The organism is Kineococcus sp. DHX-1, assembly GCF_042473625.1.
In the GTDB taxonomy this organism is placed as follows: domain Bacteria; phylum Actinomycetota; class Actinomycetes; order Actinomycetales; family Kineococcaceae; genus Kineococcus.
The window spans coordinates 1,512,457-1,532,280 of record NZ_CP170445.1 but is presented as its reverse complement, the minus strand read 5'-3'; the positions used below and the strand labels follow the sequence as shown (position 1 = coordinate 1,532,280).

At 73.3% G+C, this 19,824-nt stretch carries 16 protein-coding genes; 7 read left to right on the top strand and 9 right to left on the bottom strand.

Translation table 11 applies throughout. The features are described 5' to 3' along the window. Positions 1-5 precede the first annotated feature (5 nt). Together ACFEMC_RS07405 and ACFEMC_RS07400 are read right to left on the bottom strand one after the other, a co-directional pair. Positions 6-893 (bottom strand): glycosyltransferase family 2 protein, encoded by an 888-nt coding sequence (locus ACFEMC_RS07405; RefSeq protein WP_380175026.1) that lies wholly within the window; start codon positions 891-893, stop codon positions 6-8. A 133-nt stretch (positions 894-1,026) separates the two neighbouring features. Next, positions 1,027-1,950 carry an LLM class F420-dependent oxidoreductase gene (locus ACFEMC_RS07400; protein WP_380175024.1) on the bottom strand — a complete coding sequence of 308 codons (924 nt, stop codon included), beginning with the start codon at positions 1,948-1,950 and terminating at the stop codon, positions 1,027-1,029. A gap of 51 nt (positions 1,951-2,001) precedes the next feature. Here ACFEMC_RS07400 and ACFEMC_RS07395 point away from each other — a divergent pair, with 51 nt between their 5' ends. From ACFEMC_RS07395 to ACFEMC_RS07385, 3 genes are all read left to right on the top strand, one after another. After that, positions 2,002-3,444 carry a serine hydrolase domain-containing protein gene (locus ACFEMC_RS07395; RefSeq protein ID WP_380175022.1) on the top strand — a complete coding sequence of 481 codons (1,443 nt, stop codon included), beginning with the start codon at positions 2,002-2,004 and terminating at the stop codon, positions 3,442-3,444. A 67-nt stretch (positions 3,445-3,511) separates the two neighbouring features. Beyond that, positions 3,512-4,528: a lipoyl synthase gene (gene lipA / locus ACFEMC_RS07390; protein ID WP_380175020.1), complete on the top strand. Its 1,017-nt coding sequence runs from the start codon at positions 3,512-3,514 to the stop codon at positions 4,526-4,528. 35 nt (positions 4,529-4,563) lie between these two features. Beyond that, positions 4,564-5,298 (top strand): DUF4191 domain-containing protein, encoded by a 735-nt coding sequence (locus ACFEMC_RS07385; protein WP_380175018.1) that lies wholly within the window; start codon positions 4,564-4,566, stop codon positions 5,296-5,298. A 170-nt stretch (positions 5,299-5,468) separates the two neighbouring features. On the opposite strand, the gene ACFEMC_RS07380 is transcribed toward ACFEMC_RS07385, so the two are convergent. After that, on the bottom strand, positions 5,469-5,909 hold the full coding sequence (locus ACFEMC_RS07380; protein WP_380175016.1) for an RDD family protein: 441 nt from the start codon (positions 5,907-5,909) through the stop codon (positions 5,469-5,471). A 196-nt stretch (positions 5,910-6,105) separates the two neighbouring features. On the opposite strand from ACFEMC_RS07380, the gene glnA reads away from it, so the two are divergent. Then, positions 6,106-7,530: a type I glutamate--ammonia ligase gene (gene glnA / locus ACFEMC_RS07375; RefSeq protein ID WP_380175014.1), complete on the top strand. Its 1,425-nt coding sequence runs from the start codon at positions 6,106-6,108 to the stop codon at positions 7,528-7,530. A gap of 164 nt (positions 7,531-7,694) precedes the next feature. Beyond that, positions 7,695-8,564 (top strand): hypothetical protein, encoded by an 870-nt coding sequence (locus ACFEMC_RS07370; protein ID WP_380175012.1) that lies wholly within the window; start codon positions 7,695-7,697, stop codon positions 8,562-8,564. On the opposite strand, the gene ACFEMC_RS07365 is transcribed toward ACFEMC_RS07370, so the two are convergent. The 3 genes from ACFEMC_RS07365 to ACFEMC_RS07355 form a co-directional block, all read right to left on the bottom strand. Further along, the gene (locus ACFEMC_RS07365) at positions 8,561-9,319 is read right to left on the bottom strand and encodes an SDR family NAD(P)-dependent oxidoreductase (protein WP_380175010.1); all 759 of its coding nucleotides are present in this window, start codon (positions 9,317-9,319) and stop codon (positions 8,561-8,563) included. The two genes, ACFEMC_RS07370 and ACFEMC_RS07365, sit on opposite strands and share 4 nt — an antisense overlap. A 44-nt stretch (positions 9,320-9,363) precedes the next feature. Continuing rightward, positions 9,364-10,374 carry an acetamidase/formamidase family protein gene (locus ACFEMC_RS07360; RefSeq protein WP_380175008.1) on the bottom strand — a complete coding sequence of 337 codons (1,011 nt, stop codon included), beginning with the start codon at positions 10,372-10,374 and terminating at the stop codon, positions 9,364-9,366. An 85-nt stretch (positions 10,375-10,459) separates the two neighbouring features. After that, a complete protein-coding gene (locus ACFEMC_RS07355) occupies positions 10,460-10,843 on the bottom strand; it encodes a PLDc N-terminal domain-containing protein (RefSeq protein WP_380175006.1) in 384 nt (127 codons plus the stop codon). Between the two features lie 181 nt (positions 10,844-11,024). Here ACFEMC_RS07355 and fgd point away from each other — a divergent pair, with 181 nt between their 5' ends. Continuing rightward, the gene (gene fgd, locus ACFEMC_RS07350; protein WP_380175004.1) at positions 11,025-12,041 is read left to right on the top strand and encodes a glucose-6-phosphate dehydrogenase (coenzyme-F420); all 1,017 of its coding nucleotides are present in this window, start codon (positions 11,025-11,027) and stop codon (positions 12,039-12,041) included. A 13-nt stretch (positions 12,042-12,054) separates the two neighbouring features. Here the strand turns inward: fgd and ACFEMC_RS07345 are convergent, their stop codons facing one another. From ACFEMC_RS07345 to ACFEMC_RS07335, 3 genes are all read right to left on the bottom strand, one after another. Further along, complete coding sequence (locus ACFEMC_RS07345; RefSeq protein WP_380175002.1) at positions 12,055-15,192, bottom strand: bifunctional [glutamine synthetase] adenylyltransferase/[glutamine synthetase]-adenylyl-L-tyrosine phosphorylase; 3,138 nt, start codon at positions 15,190-15,192, stop codon at positions 12,055-12,057. A 34-nt stretch (positions 15,193-15,226) separates the two neighbouring features. Beyond that, positions 15,227-16,570 carry a glutamine synthetase family protein gene (locus ACFEMC_RS07340; protein ID WP_380175000.1) on the bottom strand — a complete coding sequence of 448 codons (1,344 nt, stop codon included), beginning with the start codon at positions 16,568-16,570 and terminating at the stop codon, positions 15,227-15,229. Positions 16,571-16,801: 231 nt separating this feature from the next. Beyond that, positions 16,802-17,755 carry a hypothetical protein gene (locus ACFEMC_RS07335; protein ID WP_380174998.1) on the bottom strand — a complete coding sequence of 318 codons (954 nt, stop codon included), beginning with the start codon at positions 17,753-17,755 and terminating at the stop codon, positions 16,802-16,804. 298 nt (positions 17,756-18,053) lie between these two features. Between ACFEMC_RS07335 and ACFEMC_RS07330 the strand changes: the two genes are divergently transcribed. Continuing rightward, positions 18,054-19,823 (top strand): NAD+ synthase, encoded by a 1,770-nt coding sequence (locus tag ACFEMC_RS07330; RefSeq protein WP_380174996.1) that lies wholly within the window; start codon positions 18,054-18,056, stop codon positions 19,821-19,823. The last annotated feature ends 1 nt before the right edge of the window (position 19,824 follow it).

The following is a 19,824-nucleotide window of genomic DNA, read 5'->3' as shown; positions in this document are numbered from 1 at the left end:
CGGGATCAGGGCAGCAGTTCCAGCGCGGACGAGCGGGCGTAGCGGACGCGCAGGGCGCGCAGTTCTGCGCGGGACGTCGACGCGCGTTGCAGCACGTCCCACATCTTGCGGTAGCGGGTGGCCCTCCAGCGCAACAGGTTCCGCGGCGGGGTGTCGGGGAAGAACGTGCGGTGGACGGCCGCGTAGTCGCCCGTGCCGATGCCGTGCCCGGCCGAGGCCTCATGCAGCCGCACGTGCAGGGAACGTCCCGGGACCTCGACGAACCGCCCCCGCAGGAGCAGCTGCCCGAGGAGCACCTGGTCCGAGGAGGGGTAGCTGCCGAGCTGGTCGGTGGCCCACAGCGCCTCGCTGCGCACCAGTCCCGACAGGTACGCCAGAACCGCGATCGAGGACGGCCCGTTGATCATGTCGATGAACTGCTGCATGCGGCGGCCGGGGGTCGTGTCCCACGTGAAGGACGCGGGTTCCCCGCCGCCGCGCGCGGGTCCGCCGGCACCGTCGATGAGGTCCCAGGAGGGGACGGCCAGCACGGCACCGGGGTCGGCCTCGAGCGCGTCGACGCAGTCGCGCAGGTTCGTGGGGTCGACGAGGTCGTCGGCCATGGCCCAGCGGAAGTACCGGCCGTGCGAGAGCTGGAAGACGCGGTTGAAGTTCCGCGCGAGCCCGATGTTCGTCGGGTTGCGGACGGACCGGACGCGGGGGTCCGCCGCGGCGAACTCCTCGACGATCTGCGGCGTCCGGTCGGTCGAGGCGTTGTCGCAGACGATCAGCTCGAAGTCGCCGAAGGTCTGGTCGAGCAGGGCCGTCAGGGTCTGCTCGAGGTAGGCCTCGCCGTTGTACACGGGAACTCCCACGCTGACGAGCGGGGGGTGCCCAGGCCTGCGGTCGGTCACGGATGCTCCCGGGAGGGGCGACACCCGGGCGGTGTCGGCTGCGAGGAGCGTGCACCCGAGAACGTGACGGTTCAACTCTCCCCTCAGGTGACAGCGTCACCACCGGGAACGGTCCGTGACCGCCGCTGGGCCGTCAGAGTTGCGGCGCCACCTGCGAGGCCACGAGTTCCAGGTGGTCGAGGTCGGACAGGTCCATGACCTGCAGGTACAGCCGCTCGACACCGGCCTGCGCGTACCGGCCGATGGTCTCGACGACCTCGCCGACCGTGCCGGCGATGCCGTTCTCGCGCACCTCACCCGGTTCCCGGCCGATGGCCTGCGCGCGCCGGGTGAACTCGGCCTCGTCGCGACCGCACACGAGCAGCAGGGCCGCCGAGAACGTCATGGTCCCGGGGTCGCGGCCGACCGCCGTGCACGCGGCCCGGACCTTCTCGAAGCGTTCCGCGGTCTCGGGGGCCGAGGTGAACGGGACGTTGAACTCGTGGGCGTACCGCGCCGCGATCGCTGCCCCGCGCCGCTTCGCCGACCCGCCGACGACGACGGGCACCGGGTCCTGCACGGGTTTGGGCAGCGCCGGGGAGTCGGTCAGCTCGTAGTGCTTCCCGGAGTGGGAGAACGTCTCGCCCGGCGGGGTTCCCCAGAGGCCGGTGACGACGGCGAGCTGCTCCTCGAACCGGTCGAACCGTTCGCCCAGCGACGGGAAGGGGATGCCGTACGCGCGGTGCTCCTCCTCGTACCAGCCCGACCCCAAGCCGAGTTCGACACGGCCGCCGGACATCTCGTCCACCTGCGCGACCTGGATCGCGAGCACCCCGGGGTGGCGGAACGTGGCGGAGGAGACGAGCGTGCCCAGCCGGATCGTGCTCGTGTCGCGGGCCAGCCCGGCCAGCGTGGTCCAGGCGTCGGTCGGCCCGGGCAGCCCGTCGCCGCCCATCGTCAGGTAGTGGTCGGACCGGAAGAAGGCGGAGAAGCCCGTCTCCTCGGCGGTGACGGCGACCCGGCGGAGGGTCTCGTAGGTGGCCCCCTGCTGGGGCTCGGTGAAGATGCGCAGGTCCACGCGTCCATCCTGTCCTCCCACGTGGTCACGACCTCTGGCAGGGTCGGGAGCATGACCTCGGCGTCCAGCTCCCCCGCCTCCTCCGGCAACCCGCAGGCCCTGCTGCCGAGCACCCACCGCAAGCTGGACCACCTGCTGGCCGCCGAGCAGGTCTCCTCGCGGTTGCCCTCGGTCGTGGCCGGTCTCGTGCGCGACGGCGCGCTCGTCTGGAGCGGCGGGGCCGGCACGACGGGACTGGACGGCGGCGCCGGGACCACGGGGCGGCCCGGTCCGGACACGCAGTACCGCATCGGGTCCATCACCAAGACGTTCGTGGCGGCCGCGGTGCTGCGCGCGGTCGAGGACGGGGTCGTCGACCTGGAGGACCCCGTCCGTGCGCACCTGCCCGAGCTGACCGACGGCGTGGGACGCGTCAGCGTGGGGCAGTTGCTGGGGCAGGCCGGCGGGGTGCAGGCCGAGACGGACGGTCCGTGGTGGGAGCGGACCAGCGGCGGGGACTGGGACGGCCTGGTGCCGCTGCTCGGCGAGAGCGCCGTCCGGCACCGCCCCGGCACGCGCTTCCACTACTCCAACGTCGGCTTCGGGGTCCTGGGCGAACTCGTGGGCCGCGTCCGGCAGGCCACGTGGCGCGAGGTGCTGCGCACCCAGTTCCTCGAACCCCTCGGCATGGACCGCACGACGATGCGGCCGCTCTCCCCCGCCGCCCGCGGCCTGGCGGTCCACCCGTGGGCCGACGTCGTCCTGCCCGAACCCGAGCACGACGCGGGCGCGATGGCCCCCGCCGGGCAGATCTGGTCGACCGTCCTCGACCTCGCGCGCTGGGCCGGCGTGGTGGCGGGACGCTCGGAGGTGCTGCGCCGCAGCACGGTCGAGGAGATGTGGCGGCCGCAGACCGTGGACGACGCGCGGGGCGCGGGCTGGGCCGCCGGGTACGGCCTCGGCCTGCAGCTGTGGAACGCCGGCGGCCGGCGGTACGCGGGGCACTCGGGGTCCATGCCTGGGTTCGTCGCGATGCTGCGCGTCGACGTCGAGACCGGCGACGGCGTCGTGGTCCTGGCGAACTCGACGACCGGGTTCGGCGACCTGCCGGTCCGCCTCCTGCAGACGCTGGTCGAGGCCGAACCGCACGCCCCGCAGGCCTGGGTGCCCCGCGACGTGCCCGCCGACGTGCTCGCCCTCGTGGGCCCCTGGTACTGGGGTCCGGCGCCGCTGTCCCTGCGCGCCGTGCGGGTCGGCGCGCAGGACGGCCTGGAGCTGGCCGGTCTCGGCGGCCGCGGCCGCGGGTCCCGGTTCGTCCGCGCCGAGGGGCTGCCGGGCGCCTGGCGGGGTCTGGACGAGTACTACGCCGGGGAGCTCCTGCGACCGGTGGCCGGCCCCGACGGGGCGCTCTCGCACCTGGACCTGGCGAGCTTCCGCCTCACCCGCACGCCCTACGACGCGGCCGCGGACGTGCCCGGCGGGGTCGACGAGGGCGGCTGGACGGCGACCCCCTGACCTGGGGTGGGACGGGGCCGAGAACGCCCCGTCCCGCCCTCCGTGCGGCGCGACGTAGGCTGGTCCGGTGACGATCGCCCCGGAAGGACGCCGGATGCTGCGCATCGAGGCGCGCAACGCCGAGACGCCGATCGAGCGGAAGCCGTCCTGGATCCGCACGACGGCCCGCACCGGTCCGGAGTACAAGGACCTCAAGGGCCTGGTGAAGTCCGGCGGCCTGCACACGGTCTGCGAGGAAGCGGGCTGCCCCAACATCTACGAGTGCTGGGAGGACCGCGAGGCCACGTTCCTCATCGGCGGCTCCGAGTGCACGCGGCGCTGCGACTTCTGCCAGATCGACACGGGCAAGCCGTCCCCGCTGGACCGCGACGAGCCCCGCCGCGTCGCCGAGAGCATCCGCACGATGGGCCTGCGCTACGCGACGATCACCGGCGTCGCCCGCGACGACCTCGCCGACGGCGGCGCGTGGCTGTACGCCGAGACGATCCGCAAGACCCACGAGCTGAACTCCGACGGTGACACCCACACCGGCGTCGAGATCCTCGTCCCGGACTTCAACGGCCGTCCCGAGCTGCTGCAGCAGGTGTTCGACGCAGCGCCGGAGGTGTTCGCGCACAACGTCGAGACGGTGCCGCGCATCTTCAAGAGCATCCGCCCGGCCTTCCGCTACCAGCGCTCCCTCGACGTCATCACCGCCGGCCGCGACGCGGGCCTGGTGACGAAGTCCAACCTCATCCTCGGGATGGGCGAGACCGACGAGGAGGTCCTGGAGGCGCTGCAGGACCTGCACGACGCGGGCTGCGACATCATCACGATCACCCAGTACCTGCGTCCGACGCCGCGGCACCACCCCGTCGAGCGCTGGGTGAAGCCCGAGACGTTCGTGGAGTTCTCGCAGGCGGCCGAGGAGATGGGCTTCAGCGGCGTCATGGCCGGTCCGCTCGTGCGGTCCTCCTACCGCGCCGGCCGGCTGTGGGCGGGCGCGATGCGCAAGCGCGGCGTCGCGATCCCCGCGCACCTGGCCCACCTCGACAAGGACACTCCGGCCGCCCAGGAAGCGTCCAGCCTGCTCGCCCGGGGCTGACCCTCGGCCCTCCGCGGGCACGTATCCTTGCGCGCATGGCACGACGAGGATCCAGCGACGGCGGCGCGACCGCCGCACCCAAGCCGAAGAAGCAGCGGTGGGCGCGGACCCGTCAGCTGAAGCAGGTCTACGACATGACCGTCCGGGTCGACCCGTCGACCAAGTGGTGGTTGCTGCTGGCCTTCGCCGGCCCGATCGTGCTCGGCCTGGTCGTCGGCCTGCTCACCGGCCACCCGATCTACTTCACGATCCTGGGTCTTCTGCTCGGGGTCCTGGCCGGCATGTTCCTGCTGGGCCGCCGCGCCGAGCGCGCCGCCTACATGAACCTCGAGGGGCAGAAGGGCGCGGCCGGGGCTGCGCTGTCCTCCATCCGCCGCGGCTGGACGATCGAGCAGGAGCCGGTGGCCGCCGAGGCCCGCACGCAGGACATGGTGTTCCGGGCGCTGGGCCGCGCCGGCATCGTCCTCGTCGGGGACGGCCCGCCCACGCGCGTCCGCAAGCTGCTGGAGTCCGAGCGCCGCAAGGTCGCCCGCGTCGCGCCGAACGTCCCCGTCCACGTCTTCACGGTCGGTGACGGCGGCTCCGAGGGCGAGGTCCCGCTGCGCAAGCTGGCCTCCCGCGTGCAGCGCCTCAAGCCGCAGCTGACCAAGCAGGAGGTCGCCGCGGTGCAGAAGCGCCTCAAGGCGCTCGGTGGCATCCGCCCGCCGGTCCCCCAGGGCATCGACCCGATGCGCGCGCGGCCCGACCGCCGCGCCATGCGCGGGCGCTGAGCCGCACCGCAGGCGCGTCCAGCGAGCACGAGGGCCCGGTCCCGCCACCACGGCGGGCCGGGCCCTTCGTCGTCCCCGGACCCGCCGGCGCGCCAGCCCACGCGCCGCGGGGTTCGGGCACGGGGTCACCCCGTGCCCCTCGCCCGGCGACCGGTGAGGCTGGGCGGGCGTCAGCGGCGGACGACCACCACGGTGGCGACCTTGTCGTGCAGACCCCGCCGGTCGCTGTCGAAGACGACGGCGGGGATGACGAGGGTCAGCAGCAGCGCCCGCAGCGCCCCCATCGCCAGCCCCACGGGCCGTCCGTCGAGGCGGCGCACCGCGATCCCGACGACGGCGTGACCGATGCTCATCCCGATCGTGGACACGAGCAGCAGGTGCATGACGAAGAAGACCAGCAGCGGACCGAGGTCACGACCGAGCCCCTCCAGGACGGTGCGGGCGACGAGGGTCGCGACCACCCAGTCGACGACGAGGCCGAGGATGCGCCGGCCCCACCCGGCGACGGACCCGGAGCCGGTGGGCGGCAGGCCCAACCGCACCCCGGGCGCCTGGGCGGGCGGCTCCGCCGGGTCGGGGGCGGGGCTCTTGCGCGTCGTCCGGTCGGCCACGTCGACAGCCTACGGGGCGGTCTACGACGCGCGTCGTAGTGCCGTCCCGGCCCGGTCCCGGGGGCCCTGTCGCCGCCCTCCGCACGTCGGTAAGGTTGCGGAAACGCCGACGTAACACGTGCGAAACATCGTGCCCCTACGGTCGGCGCGTCCGCGGCGGCTCGACACCCGGGCCGGTTCCGTTCCTGGAGGTTGGATGTTCAGCAACGCCCAAGAGGTCATCGACTTCATCGCGCGCGAAGACGTGAAGTTCGTCGACATCCGGTTCTGCGACCTGCCCGGTGTCATGCAGCACTTCACCGTCCCCGCGAGCACGGTGGACGTCGACGCCCTGTCCGAGGGCCAGATGTTCGACGGATCCTCGATCCGCGGCTTCCAGGCCATCCACGAATCGGACATGAAGCTCATCGCGGACCCGACGTCGGCCTTCCTCGACCCGTTCCGCAAGGAGAAGACCCTCGTCATCAACCACTCGATCGTGGACCCGTTCACGAACGAGGCGTACAGCCGCGACCCGCGCAACATCGCGGCCAAGGCCGAGGCGTACCTGAAGACGACCGGCATCGCCGACACCGTGTTCTTCGGCCCCGAGGCCGAGTTCTACATCTTCGACGACGTGCGGTTCGAGACGAACCAGCGCGAGTCCTACTACCACATCGACTCCATCGAGGCGGCGTGGAACACGGGCCGCAAGGAGGAGGGCGGGAACCTCGGGTACAAGACCCGCTACAAGGGTGGGTACTTCCCCGTCGCCCCGATCGACCACTTCTCCGACCTGCGCGACGAGATGGTCGTCGAGCTGGAGAAGGCCGGTCTCGCCGTCGAGCGCGCGCACCACGAGGTGGGCACCGCCGGCCAGGCCGAGATCAACTACAAGTTCGACACCCTGAAGAACGCCGGCGACCAGCTGCTGCTCTTCAAGTACATCATCAAGAACGTGGCGCTGCGCAACGGTCACACCGTGACCTTCATGCCCAAGCCGCTCTTCGGTGACAACGGTTCCGGCATGCACTGCCACCAGTCGCTGTGGAAGGACGGCGAGCCCCTCTTCTACGACGAGAAGGGCTACGGCGGCCTGTCCGACCTCGCCCGCTGGTACATCGGCGGCCTGCTGCACCACGCGCCGTCGCTGCTGGCGTTCACGAACCCGACGGTGAACTCGTTCCACCGCCTGGTCCCCGGCTACGAGGCGCCCGTCAACCTGGTCTACTCGGCCCGCAACCGCTCGGCGTGCATCCGCATCCCGATCACCGGGAACTCGCCGAAGGCCAAGCGCATCGAGTTCCGCGTGCCGGACCCGTCGGCGAACCCGTACCTCGCGTTCGCGGCCCAGCTCATGGCCGGCCTCGACGGCATCAAGAACCGTATCGAGCCGGCCGACCCGGTCGACAAGGACCTCTACGAGCTCCCGCCCGAGGAGCACGCGAACATCAAGACGGTCCCCTACGACCTGGGTTCCGTCCTCGACGCGCTCGAGGCCGACCACGACTACCTCCTCGAGGGCGGCGTGTTCACGCCCGACCTCATCGAGACGTGGATCGACTACAAGCGCACCAACGAGATCGACCCCATCCGGCTGCGTCCGCACCCGCACGAGTTCGAGCTCTACTACGACATCTGAGCCGACCGCTCAGCACGTCGTCACCCGGAACCCCCGTCCCGCTGGGACGGGGGTTCCGTCGTTCCGGGGCTCGGTGCGGCACGACCCCTCGGCGGAGTAGGTTGTGCCCCTCCGGTGACAGGACGTCGCCGTGCTCCGCGACACGACCCAGGACGGGGGCCCACGTGCCGACGACGACCACCTGTTCCGCCTGCCGCGCAGCGGTGCGCGAGGGGGACCGGTTCTGCTGGACCTGCGGCGCACCGCGCGAGGGCACCGACCGGCTGGAGGTCGTGGCGCCCGACACCGAGCCCGATCGCCGGCGTCGCGTGGGCACGCCCGTGGTCGTGGGTTTCGCGGCGCTCGTGGTCGTCGCGGTCGGGCTCTCGGCCTGGTACCTCACCCGGTCCGACGACGGCACCGTCCAGACGTCGACCCCCGCACCCTCGGCCTCCTCCCCCAGCGCCACCCCGACACCGACGCAGACCCCGAGCACCACGCCCAGCCCGACCCCCAGCGCCGCAGCGGCGGCCCCGACCCCCACACCGAGCGCGACCCCCACCACCACCTTCCGCACGGGACCCGTCGTCCCCGCCCGGGCGAAGGCCCCGAGCACGGCCCCGGACAGTGCCGACGCGGGCGGCCGGACGACGAGCTACGGGGTCGCGAACGTCCTCGACGGCAGGCCCTCGACGGCGTGGCGCGCCGAGGGCGACGCCAGCGGCGGGACGCTCGTCTTCACGTTCGACGCGCCCGTCCGGCTCACCCAGGTCGGTCTGGTCAACGGTTTCGCGAAGGTCGACCCGTACGACGGGAGCGACCGCTACGAGCAGGGCCGGCGCATCACGGCCGTGACGTGGACGTTCCGGACGGCGAACGGCCCCGTGACGGTGCAGCAGAGCCTGCGCGACGGCGACCGGCGGATGCAGACCACCGCCGTGGCCCCCGTCGAGGTCACCGAGGTGGACCTGACGATCGACCGGACGACCCGCCCCGGGGCCGGCGGCCGGTTCGACCGCACCGCCATCAGCGACGTGGAGTTCCTGAACTCCTAGAGCTGGATCCCGCGCGTCAGCGCCCCGTCGACGACGAGGTTCGTGCCGGTGACGAAGCTGGCGGCGGGGCTGGACAGGAACACCACGGGACGGGCGACCTCCTCCGGCGTCGCCATCCGGCCGGTGGGGTTCAGCGCGAGGGCCTCGGCGAAGAACTCCGGGTCGTTGCGCTCGGTGAGCTGCCAGACGCCGCCCTCGAAGTACGTGTTGCCCGGGGAGACGGTGTTCGCCCGGATCCCCTCCGCCGCGAGCTGGTGCGCGAGCCCCTGCGTGTAGGCGACGAGCGCAGCCTTGACGGTGCCGTAGGGACCGGCGAACGCGTCGACCTCGCGACCGGAGACGCTGCCGATCGTGACGATCGACCCCGCCCCGGCGCGGCGCAGGTGCGGCAGGGACGCGTCGACGAGGGCCACGGTCCCCATGAGGTCGACGTCGAGCGACAACCGCCACGACTCCAGGTCGTTCGCGGCCGCGATGGCGCTGACGTTCGCCACGACGACGTCGATGCCACCGAGGTCGGCGGCCGCCTCCTCGACCCAGGCGGTCACCTCCTCGCGCCGGGCGACGTCGACGACGCTGCCCCGCACCGTTCCCGGGCCGGTCGCGTCCGCCACGAGGGCGTCGACGTCCTCGGCCGTCCGCGCGCACGTCGCGACGTCGGCGCCCTCGGCGAGGAACTCGGCGACGATGGCGCGGCCGATGCCGCGGGTCCCACCGGTCACCAGGACACGGGCGCCGTCCAGCTGCAGGTCCACGGGGGTTCCTCTCGTCGGGTTCTCGGGGCGGTCTCGGACGGGGTTCAGCGCACGAGGGCGCGGAGGCGGTCGTGGATCCCGTCGTAGGCGGGTCGGCTCGCGGGCACGAGCCGCTTGGGGACCTTCGTCGGGACGCTGTAGTTCACGTCGACGGCGTTGGCCAGCGGCACCTCGCTGACCTGCGAGAGCACCTGGTAGGCGTCGAGGGTGTCGAGCCCGGTGAGCTCGGAGATCCAGCCGACGGCGTCGACCTGCCCTGCGCGCCAGGCGTCCTCGAGCGGCCGCGCGGAACCGACGACCGTCCAGTGGGTGTCGCTCTCCAGCCGCGGCCACGCCGGGCCCGGCGTCTTGAGGAGCTCGACGAGCACGAGGGAGTTCATCGCCCCCTCGACGGCGGTGCCGCAGGACTCCCCCTCCCCCTGCCGGAAGTGCCCGTCCCCCAGCGAGAAGAGCGCGCCCTCGACGTTGACGCGCAGGTAGACGGTCGTCCCGGCGCGCAGTTCCGGGGTGTCCATGTTGCCGCCGAACACGTCGGGCACGAGGGCCGAGCGGACCTCCCCCGCGGCCGGCGCGACGCCGACGGTCCCGAGCATGGGTTCCAGGGGCAGGTCGAGGTGCACCTCCCCGAGGTCCAGGCCCACCGTCCCGCGCTCGGAGTCGAGGTGGTAGATCCACGTCCGTTCCGGCAGCGGGGGTTGCAGCGTGGCCGTGCGGTCGGTGGAGGTCAGACCCCCGAAGAACGGGATGAGCGCCGAGGCGCCCCAGTCGCGCGCCGGTTCGAGGTCGACGACGTGCAGGACCAGGGTGTCGCCGGGTTCGGCGCCCTCGACGAAGAACGGGCCGGTCTGCGGGTTGACGAAGGGCATCTGCAGGGCGGAGCCCGGCAGGTCGGTCACCGACCGCAGACGGCCGCAGAACGCGTCGTCGCTCCAGAGCTTCAGGGCCGTGCCGGGCCGCACGCGTGCGACGGGTGCCGCGCCGCCGAAGGTCCACGCGTACTGCTCGGGCGTCGGGGTGAACTCGACGACCTCGACGGCGGGGTCCAGGGATCGCACGGTGCTCCTCGGGGGACGGTGATGCGAAGGACGGTGATCACGTGGTCCCGTCCTTCTACCCCAGGAACCGCCGGCGGGGAAGCCCTCAGGCCTCCGGCGCGTCTCCCGGCGCCTGGTTCCGCGCGCGGGCCCGGCGCACGGCGGCGTCGAACTCAGCGTCGACGCGGGCCTGCTCCTCGGCCACCCGCCGGTCGACCCGGCCGCGTTCGGCCCCGGCCCAGCCGGCGGGCCGCTCGTGCTCGGGGAAGCCGGGCGTGGAGGAGTACCAGACCTCCGGCCGGTGCGTCACGCGCTGCGGCCGCCCCGCCACGAGCCAGGCGATGCCGCCGACGACCGGCAGCACGACGATGAGGAGGACCCACACGAGCTTGGGCAGGTTCCGGACGCGGTCCGCCGGGGTCTGGACGCAGTCGACGAGGCAGAAGACGAGCAGGACCAGCTCGACGACGACGGGCAGGTAGCGGATCACGAGGTCCTCAGCGGGTCGGGGACGGGGCGGGCAGGACGCTAGCGCCGCATCCGCCGCCACGGGCCCGATCGCCGCATCCGGGACCCGGTGCCACCCGGACGGACCCGGACGGCCGCGCGGGAGGCGCCGACGTAGGTTGGGCGCCTGAGCCCGTCCTGGGTCCGTCGAGGAAGGTGGAGTCGTGAGCGTCGACACGCACGGTCAGCCGTTGAAGCTGGGCTACAAGGCGTCAGCGGAGCAGTTCGCCCCCGCGGAGCTGGCCGACTTCGCCGTCCAGGCCGAGGAGCAGGGCCTGGACTCGGTGTGGATCTCCGACCACTTCCAGCCGTGGCGGCACGTGGACGGACACGCCCCGTCGGCGCTGGTGTGGCTCCCGTGGGTGGCCGCCAAGACGTCGCGCGTCCAGCTCGGCACGTCGGTCCTCACCCCGACCCTGCGCTACAACCCCGCCGTCGTCGCCCAGGCCTTCGCCACCCTCGGCGTCCTGGCCCCCGGTCGCGCGATCCTCGGCATCGGCACCGGGGAGGCCCTCAACGAGACCGCCGTCGGCGTCGAGTTCCCCGAGACCCGCGAGCGGTTCGCGCGCCTGCGCGAAGCCGTGCGGCTCATCAAGAAGCTGTGGTCGGAGGAACGCGTGACGTTCGAGGGCGACTACTACCGCCTCCACGACGCGACCGTCTACGACCGCCCCGAGCAGCCCGTCCCGATCTACGTCGCCGCCGGCGGACCGGGCGTGACGAAGTACGCCGGCCGCGCCGGGGACGGCTACATCTGCACGTCCGGCAAGGGCATGGAGCTGTACTCCGAGACGCTGCTGCCCGCGCTGCGCGAGGGCCTGGAGGCCTCGGGGCGCAGCGAGCAGCAGATCGACAAGACCATCGAGATCAAGCTGTCCTTCGACGAGGACCCGCAGGCGGCGCTGGAGAACACCCGGTTCTGGGCGCCGCTGTCGCTGTCGGCGGAGCAGAAGTCGCAGGTCCACGACCCGGTGGAGATGGCGCGCCTGGCCGACGAACTGCCGATCGAACAGGTCGCCAAGCGCTGGATCGTCGCCTCCGACCCGGCCGAGGTCGCGAAGGCCGTGCAGGAGTACGTCGACGCGGGCTTCACCCACCTCGTCTTCCACGGCCCGGGTCAGGACCAGTCGCGGTTCCTCACCCAGTTCACGGCCGACGTCGTCCCGCTGCTGCGGGCCTGACCGACCCCCCGCCCTACTCCTCGGCGCGGCCGTAGAAGACGCGTTCGACGACGGCCCGGCAGCGGCGGGTGGTGCGCAGGTACAGCTCCTCGAACTCCCGCGAGCTGCCGGGTTCGAAGCCGAACATGCGCGCCACCCCGTCGAGGTCACGGGCCTGGGTCGGCAGGGAGTCCCCGGACTTCCCGCGCCACAGCGCGACGGCGTTGCGGGCACGGGAGGCGAGGTCCCAGGCCGTGAGCAGCGTCTGGGCGTCCTCGTCGGCGAGCAGCCCGGAGGCCGCCGCGGCGCGCAGCGCGCCCGGGGTGGACAACGACCGCAGTCCCTCGTGCTCGGCGGCGTGCTGCAGCTGCAGCAGCTGCGCCGTCCACTCCACGTCCGAGATCGCCCCGCGCCCCAGCTTCAGGTGCCGGGCGGGATCCGCACCGCGCGGCAGCCGCTCGGCCTCCACGCGCGCCTTGATCCGCCGGACCTCGCGGACGTCGGCCTCGGCCAGACCGCCTGCGGGCCAGCGCAACGGGTCGACGAGGTCGAGGAACCGCTCACCGAGGTCGGCGTCGCCCGCGACCGGGCGGGCCCGCAGGAGGGCCTGCGCCTCCCACGACAGCGACCACCGCTCGTAGTACGCGCGGTAGCTCGCCAGCGACCGCACCAGCGGTCCGTTGCGGCCCTCCGGGCGCAGGTCCGCGTCGACCTCCAGGGCGGGTTCCGGCCCCGCCGCACCGAGCTGACGGCGCAGTTCGGACACGACCTCCGTCGCGGCCTTCTGCGCCTGCGTCTCGTCCGCCCCGGGCAGCGGGTCGTGGACGAACAGGACGTCGGCGTCGCTGCCGTACCCCGTCTCGCCCGCGCCCAGGCGGCCCATGCCCACGACGAGGACGCGCGTCGGCAGGGGCGCCCCCGCCCGGTGCTCGGCGTCGGCGACGACCCGGCGCAGCGCGACGTCGAGGACGGCCTGGTCGGCGTCGGCCAGCGCCCGACCCACCCCGGCCAGGTCCCGCACGCCGACCAGGTCGGCCACGACGGTCCGGAACTGCTCGCGCCGCCGCACCCCGCGCGCGGCCAGGACCGCGGCCGCGAGGTCCTCGCGGCGGGCGGCGGCGGCCTCGGCGTCGGCGACGACCTCGTCGACGTCCTCGGGCGCGAGCCGGTCGTCGTCGGCGAACACCGACACGGCCTCGGGCGAGCGCATGAGCAGTTCGGTCGGCATCCGCGCCGCGGACAGGACGGAGGCGAGCCGTTCGGCGGCGGCCCCCGCGTCGCGCAGCATCGTCAGGTACCACTGGGTGCCGGCCAGCGCCTCGGAGACCTGCCGGAAGGCCAGGAGTCCCGCGTCGGGGTCGGCGCCGTCGGCGAACCAGCCGAGCATGACGGGCAACAGCGTGCGCTGGATGCTGGCGCGACGGCTGACCCCGCTCGTGAGGGCCTCGAGGTGGCGCAGCGCCCCCGCGGGGTCTCGGTACCCGAGAGCGGCGAGCCGTTCCCGGGCGGCCTCGGCCGACAGCTGCGCGTCGATCCGGGCGTCCGCCGCGGGCAGCTTGGCCACCGCCGTCAGCAGCGGCCGGTAGAACAGCTTCTCGTGCAGGCGGCGGACGTCGCGCCGGGTGCCGCGCCAGACCTCGTCGAGCGCGCTCACCGGGTCCTGGCGCAGGCCGAGCGAGCGGCCGAGGCGACGCAGGTCGTCCTTCGACGTGGGCAGGACGTGGGTGCGGCGCATGCGGTGCACCTGGATGCGGTGCTCGAGGGAGCGCAGGAGGCGGTAGTCCCGGTCCAGCTCCCCCGCGTCGCTGCGGCCCACGTACCCGTACGCGGCGAGCGACTCCAGCGCCTCGAGCGTGTTCGCGCTGCGCCGCAACCGTTCATCGCTGCGGCCGTGGACCATCTGCAGCAGCTGGATGCTGAACTCCACGTCGCGCAGGCCGCCGACGCCGAGCTTGAGCTGGCGGTCGGCCTCCTTGGACGGGATGAGCGACTCCACCCGCCGGCGCATGGCCTGGACCTCGCCGACGAAACCCTCGCGGGCGCTGGCCTCCCACACCATGGGGGCGATGGAGGTGAGGTAGTCCCAGCCGAGCTGCGGGTCGCCCGCGACGGGCCGGGCCTTGAGCAGGGCCTGGAACTCCCACGTCTTGGCCCAGCGCCGGTAGTACTGCAGGTGGCTGTCGAGGGTCCGCACGAGCGGGCCCGCCTTGCCCTCCGGACGCAGCGCCGCGTCGACCTCCCAGAGAGCGCCCTCGCCCGTCGGGGCCGAGCAGATGCGCTGCAGCGCACCGGCGAGCTTCGCGCCGACGGCGAGCGCGTCGTCCTCGGCCGCCCCCTCGCCGGGTTCACCGACGTAGACGACGTCGACGTCGGAGAGGTAGTTCAACTCCCGCCCACCGGTCTTGCCCATCCCGATGACGGCGAGCCGGCACGCGCGCCAGGACCCCGGGCCGGTCGCCGGGTCGTGGTCGGGCAGTTCCGAGCGGGCGATGGCGAGCGCGGCCTCCAGCGCGGCGGACGCGAGGTCGGCCAGTTCCGCCGACGTGAGGTGCAGGACGGCGAGCGGATCGGCCGCGGCGAGGTCCCGGCCGGCCAGGCCCACCAGGCGGCGGCGGTAGGCGACGCGCAGCGCGTCGACCGGGGTCCGTCCGGAGCGTCCCTGCGTGGCGACCGGTGCACCGGCGTCGGGATCGGCACCGACGGCCGCGAGGAGTTCGGCGCGCAGCTCGTCGGGGTCCGGCGGGACCGAGGAGGCCAGGACCGTCCAGTGCCGCGGGTGGCGGACGAGGTGGTCGGACAGGGCGAGCGAACCGCCGAGGACGCCGAGGAGCCGCGCCAGGGTGCCGACGACCTCCGGCACGTCCCCGCCGCGCAGCAGGTTCAGCGCAGCCGCCACCCCCTCGACGTCGCCCGGCGCGGACTCCCGGTCCAGGCCCGCCGTGAGCGACTCCGCCCAGCGGACGAGGCCCAGCAGGGCCTGGTCGGGGTCGGCCGTGCGGCCGAGCGCGCGCACGAGGTCCCCCGTGCCGTCGTCGAACGCGCCGTCGCCCTCGGCCCGGACGACCCCGTGCAGGGCCCGGTCGCGCAGCAGCTTCAGGGCCCGGTCCGGGTCGGCCAACCCGGCCCGGACCAACTGGGCGCTCGCGCTCGTCCGGCGTCCCTGCGCGCTCACGGCCACCGCGACCCTGCGTCCTCGTCCGCGTCCCTCACAGCAGCGGCAGGTACCGCTGGAGCTCGAAGGGCGTCACCTGGGCGCGGTAGTCCGCCCACTCCTGGCGCTTGTTGCGCAGGAAGTAGTCGAAGACGCCCTCACCCAGGGTCTCGGCGACGAGCTCGGACCGCTCCATGACGGAGATGGCGTGCTCGAGGCTCTGCGGCAGCGGCTCGATGCCCATGGACCGGCGCTCGGCGTCGGTGAGCGACCAGACGTCGTCCTCGGCGCCGTCGGGGAGGTCGTACCCCTCCTCGATGCCCTTCAGCCCGGCCGAGAGCAGCAGCGCGAAGGCGAGGTAGGGGTTCGCCGCGGAGTCCAGCGCGCGGTACTCGATGCGCACCGACTGGCCCTTGGACGGCTTGTACATCGGCACCCGCACGAGGGCGGACCGGTTGTTGTGGCCCCAGCAGATGTAGCTGGGCGCCTCGCCGCCGGACCACAGGCGCTTGTAGGAGTTCACGAACTGGTTGGTCACCGCGGTGATCTCCGCGGCGTGCCGCAGGACGCCGGCGATGAACTGCCGCCCGGTGCGCGAGAGCTGGTACTCCGCTCCCGCCTCGTAGAACGCGTTCGCGTCCCCGTCGAAGAGCGAGAGGTGCGTGTGCATGCCCGAGCCCGGCTCTCCCGCCAGCGGTTTGGGCATGAAGCTGGCGTAGACGCCCTGGTCGCGCGCGACCTCCTTGAGGACCGTGCGGAACGTCATGATGTTGTCCGCGGTCGTCAGCGCGTCGGCGTAGCGCAGGTCGATCTCGTTCTGGCCCGGGCCGCCCTCGTGGTGGCTGAACTCCACCGAGATGCCCATGCTCTCCAGCGTGGAGATGGCGGTGCGGCGGAAGTCCGTCGTCGTGCTGCCCGGGTGGTTGTCGAAGTAGCCGACGTAGTCGACGGGTTCCGGCGTCGCGCCGCGCTCCAGCGGCCCCTTGAAGAGGTAGAACTCGATCTCGGGGTGCGTGTAGAACGTGTAGCCCGCATGCGCGGCCTTGTCGAGCGCCCGCTTGAGGACGAACCGCGGGTCCGACCGGGCCGGCTGCCCGTCCGGGGTGAGGATGTCGCAGAAGATCCGCGCGGTGCCCTGGTGCTCGTCGGTGTTGCGCCACGGCAGGACCTGGAAGGTCGACGGCTCGGGCTTGAGCAGCATGTCCGACTCCGACACGCGGGACAGGCCCTCGATGGCCGACCCGTCGAAGCCGATGCCCTCACCGAAGGCCCCCTCGAGCTCGGCCGGCGCGATCGCCACCGACTTCAACGTCCCGATGACGTCGGTGAACCAGAGCCGGACGAAGCGGATGTCCCGCTCCTCCAGCGTCCGCAGCACGAACTCCTGCTGGCGGTCCATGTCCACCCTTCCCGTCGTTCCGTCCGCCGGGCCCGGCGGCCATCCCGGTCATCATCGCGCATCACCGTCCCCGCCCCGCCCGACCCCCGCCGCGCCCCACGCGCGGACGGGGCACCCACGGGGACACCCATCGGTGTCACCACGGCCACGAGCCGTGGAGTGAGGTGTGGGTGTCCCCGCGACGTCATCAGGACGACCGGCAGCGGACACCCACACCTGACTCCACGCCCCTCACACGAGCTGTCGCGCCCGGGCGAGGACGGGCGGTCGGAGCCGCCCGCGCAGGCCCAGGTACGCACGCTCGACAGCAGCGAGGACGCGGGCCGGGTGGGTGCGCAGGGTCCGCGGGGAGAACGCCATGAGCGGCACGCCCACGGCGCCGAGGGCCGTGTCCGTCCGGAGCGTGGACTCCCAGTCGTCCTCGAGGAGGTGGTGCCGACGCGAGTGCACCTGCAGGGCGAGGCCCACCTCCTCCACGTAGCCGTCGGGACTGGGCAGGACCAGGCCGTCGAGGGTCGTCAGGACGGGGTTGAGCAGCACCTCGGGCAGGACGCGGCTGCCGGCGAGGCAGTCGGCGAACTCGCTCTCGGGCAGCGACCACGCCCCGCCGGACACCTCCAGGACCGCGGCCCGCACGGCCGCGCTGCCGCGGATGGCGCCCGCCTCGACCTCGGCGGCCAGCTGCTCCACCGTCACCATCCGTCGCTGCACCGCCTCGAAGACCACCGCGCGCACGGCATCCCCCCGCAGCTGTCGGGCCGCGTCCACCACCGTGCGGGCGGGCGAGGTGAAGAAGAGCGGTCCCCGCGACCACGGTCGCGGGTCGGGCCGCCGCGTGCGGCGCACCGAGACACCCGGGCGTTCGCGCGACGTCGCGCCCCACGGCACGAACAAGCGCGCCACCCCGTCGTCCGGCACGGACGTGAGGCCGAAGTACCGAGCCGCGGTGGTCGACCCGACCTGCGCGCCGTCGCCCGCGAAGAGGGCCGCGGCCACGAGACGTTGCGCCGGGTCGATCCGGCCTGTCGCCAGGAGGAAGACGTCAGGGTGCACGCCGCGCCAGTCCCGGCCGAGCGCCCAGCGGATCTGCGCACCCGTGACCCCGGCGCCGTACAGCTGCGACCGGGTCAACAGGTTCTGCTGTTCACGGGCGGTCGCGAGGAGGTGTTCGGGCAGGTTCGGCATGCAGCGAGCCTCTTCGCACACCCGGCGGCAGCGCCACGCCCAACGGGAACCTGTGGACGGCACCGGCCGACCGGGCCGCGGATGTGGACAGCGGACCCCGGAGGCCGCACCGTGGGAGACGCCGTGGGTGTCCGGTGGCGGTCGCCCTGACGACGTCGACGGGACACCCACACCTCCCTCCACGCCCTCGCGGGCGTGGTGACACCGATGGGTGTCCCGATGGGTGGTCCCCCCGCCCCGGCGGCGACCCACCCGCACCGCCCCGGAGCCACCCCACCCCGCTCACTACGCTGACCCCATGCCCCAGCTGCGCGTGGCCATGGCCCAGATCGACACGACCGTCGGCGACCTCGACGGGAACGTCGCGGCGGTCCGGGAGTGGACGGCGAAGGCGGCGGCCGACGGGGCGCACCTGGTGCTCTTCCCCGAGACCGCGGTGACCGGCTACCCCGTGGAGGACCTCGCGCTGCGGCGCTCGTTCGTGGCGGCCTCGCGGCAGGCCGTCGGACGGCTCGCGGCGGAGATCGCGGACGACGGGAACGGCGACGTCACGGTCGTCGTGGGCTACGTCGACCAGCACGAGGGCGTGGGGCGCCCGCAGAACTGCGCGGCGGTCCTGCACGGCGGACGGGTCGTCGGGCGGTACGCCAAGCACCACCTGCCGAACTACGGCGTCTTCGACGAGTACCGCATCTTCACCCCGGGCGACGACCTGCTCGTGGCGCGGGTGCGCGGGATCGACGTGGCCGTCGCGATCTGCGAGGACCTGTGGCAGGACGGCGGTCCGGTGCAGACGGCCGACGAGGCCGGGGCCGGGCTGCTCGCCGTCATCAACGGTTCCCCCTACGAGCGCAACAAGGACGACGTCCGCCTCGAACTCGTGGCCCGCCGCGCCGCGGAGGCCGGCTGCCCGATCGCCTACGTCAACGCCGTCGGCGGCCAGGACGAACTCGTCTTCGACGGCGACTCCCTCGTCGTCGGCCAGGACGGGACGGTCCTCTCCCGCGGGCCGCAGTTCCGCGAGGCCCTCGTCGTCACCGACCTGGACCTGCCGGCGGCGCGCACCCCCGGCTGGGAGGAGGGCGTGCAGCGGATCACGGTCTCCGAGGACCCCGTGCCGGCGTTCACGCCGCGCGCCGGCGAGGTCCTCGAACCCCTGCCCGACGTCGCCGACGTCCACGCCGCGATCGTCCTGGGGCTGCGGGACTACGTGCGCAAGAACGGGTTCCGCTCCGTCGTCATCGCCGTCTCCGGTGGCATCGACTCCGCGCTGGTGGCGAGCCTGGCCTGCGACGCGATCGGCCCGGAGAACGTCGTCGGCATCTCGCTGCCGTCGGGGTACTCCAGCCAGCACTCCAAGGACGACGCCGAGGACCTCGCGACCCGCTGCGGGTTCGAGTACCGGCAGTACGCGATCGCCCCGATGGTCGACGCGTTCCTCGCCACCGTCCCGCTGCACGGTGTCGCGGAGGAGAACCTCCAAGCCCGCGTGCGCGGGACGACGCTCATGGGCCTGGCCAACCAGGAGGGCCACCTCACGCTGGCGACGAGCAACAAGAGCGAACTGGCGGTGGGCTACTCCACGCTCTACGGCGACTCCGTCGGCGGGTACGCGCCGCTGAAGGACGTGCCCAAGACGCTCGTGTGGGAACTGTCCCGCTGGCGCAACGCCGAGGCCGTGCGGCGCGGGGAGCAGCCGCCGATCCCCGAGAACACCATCAGCAAACCCCCGTCGGCCGAGCTGCGCCCGGACCAGACCGACCAGGACTCCCTGCCGCCGTACGAGGTGCTCGACGCGATCCTGGAGGACTACGTCGAGGGCGACCGGGGCCGCGCGGACATGCTGGCGGCCGGTTTCGACGGGACCCTCGTGGACTCCGTCCTGACGCTCGTCGACCGTGCGGAGTGGAAGCGCCGGCAGTTCGCGCCGGGACCGAAGATCTCGTTCAAGGCGTTCGGCCGCGACCGCCGCCTGCCCATCACGAACCGGTGGCGGGAACCGCAGGCCTCGGACTCGCTCACGCCGCCCGTCGACGTGAAGACCGACTCCCCGGTCGCGGAGGGCTGAG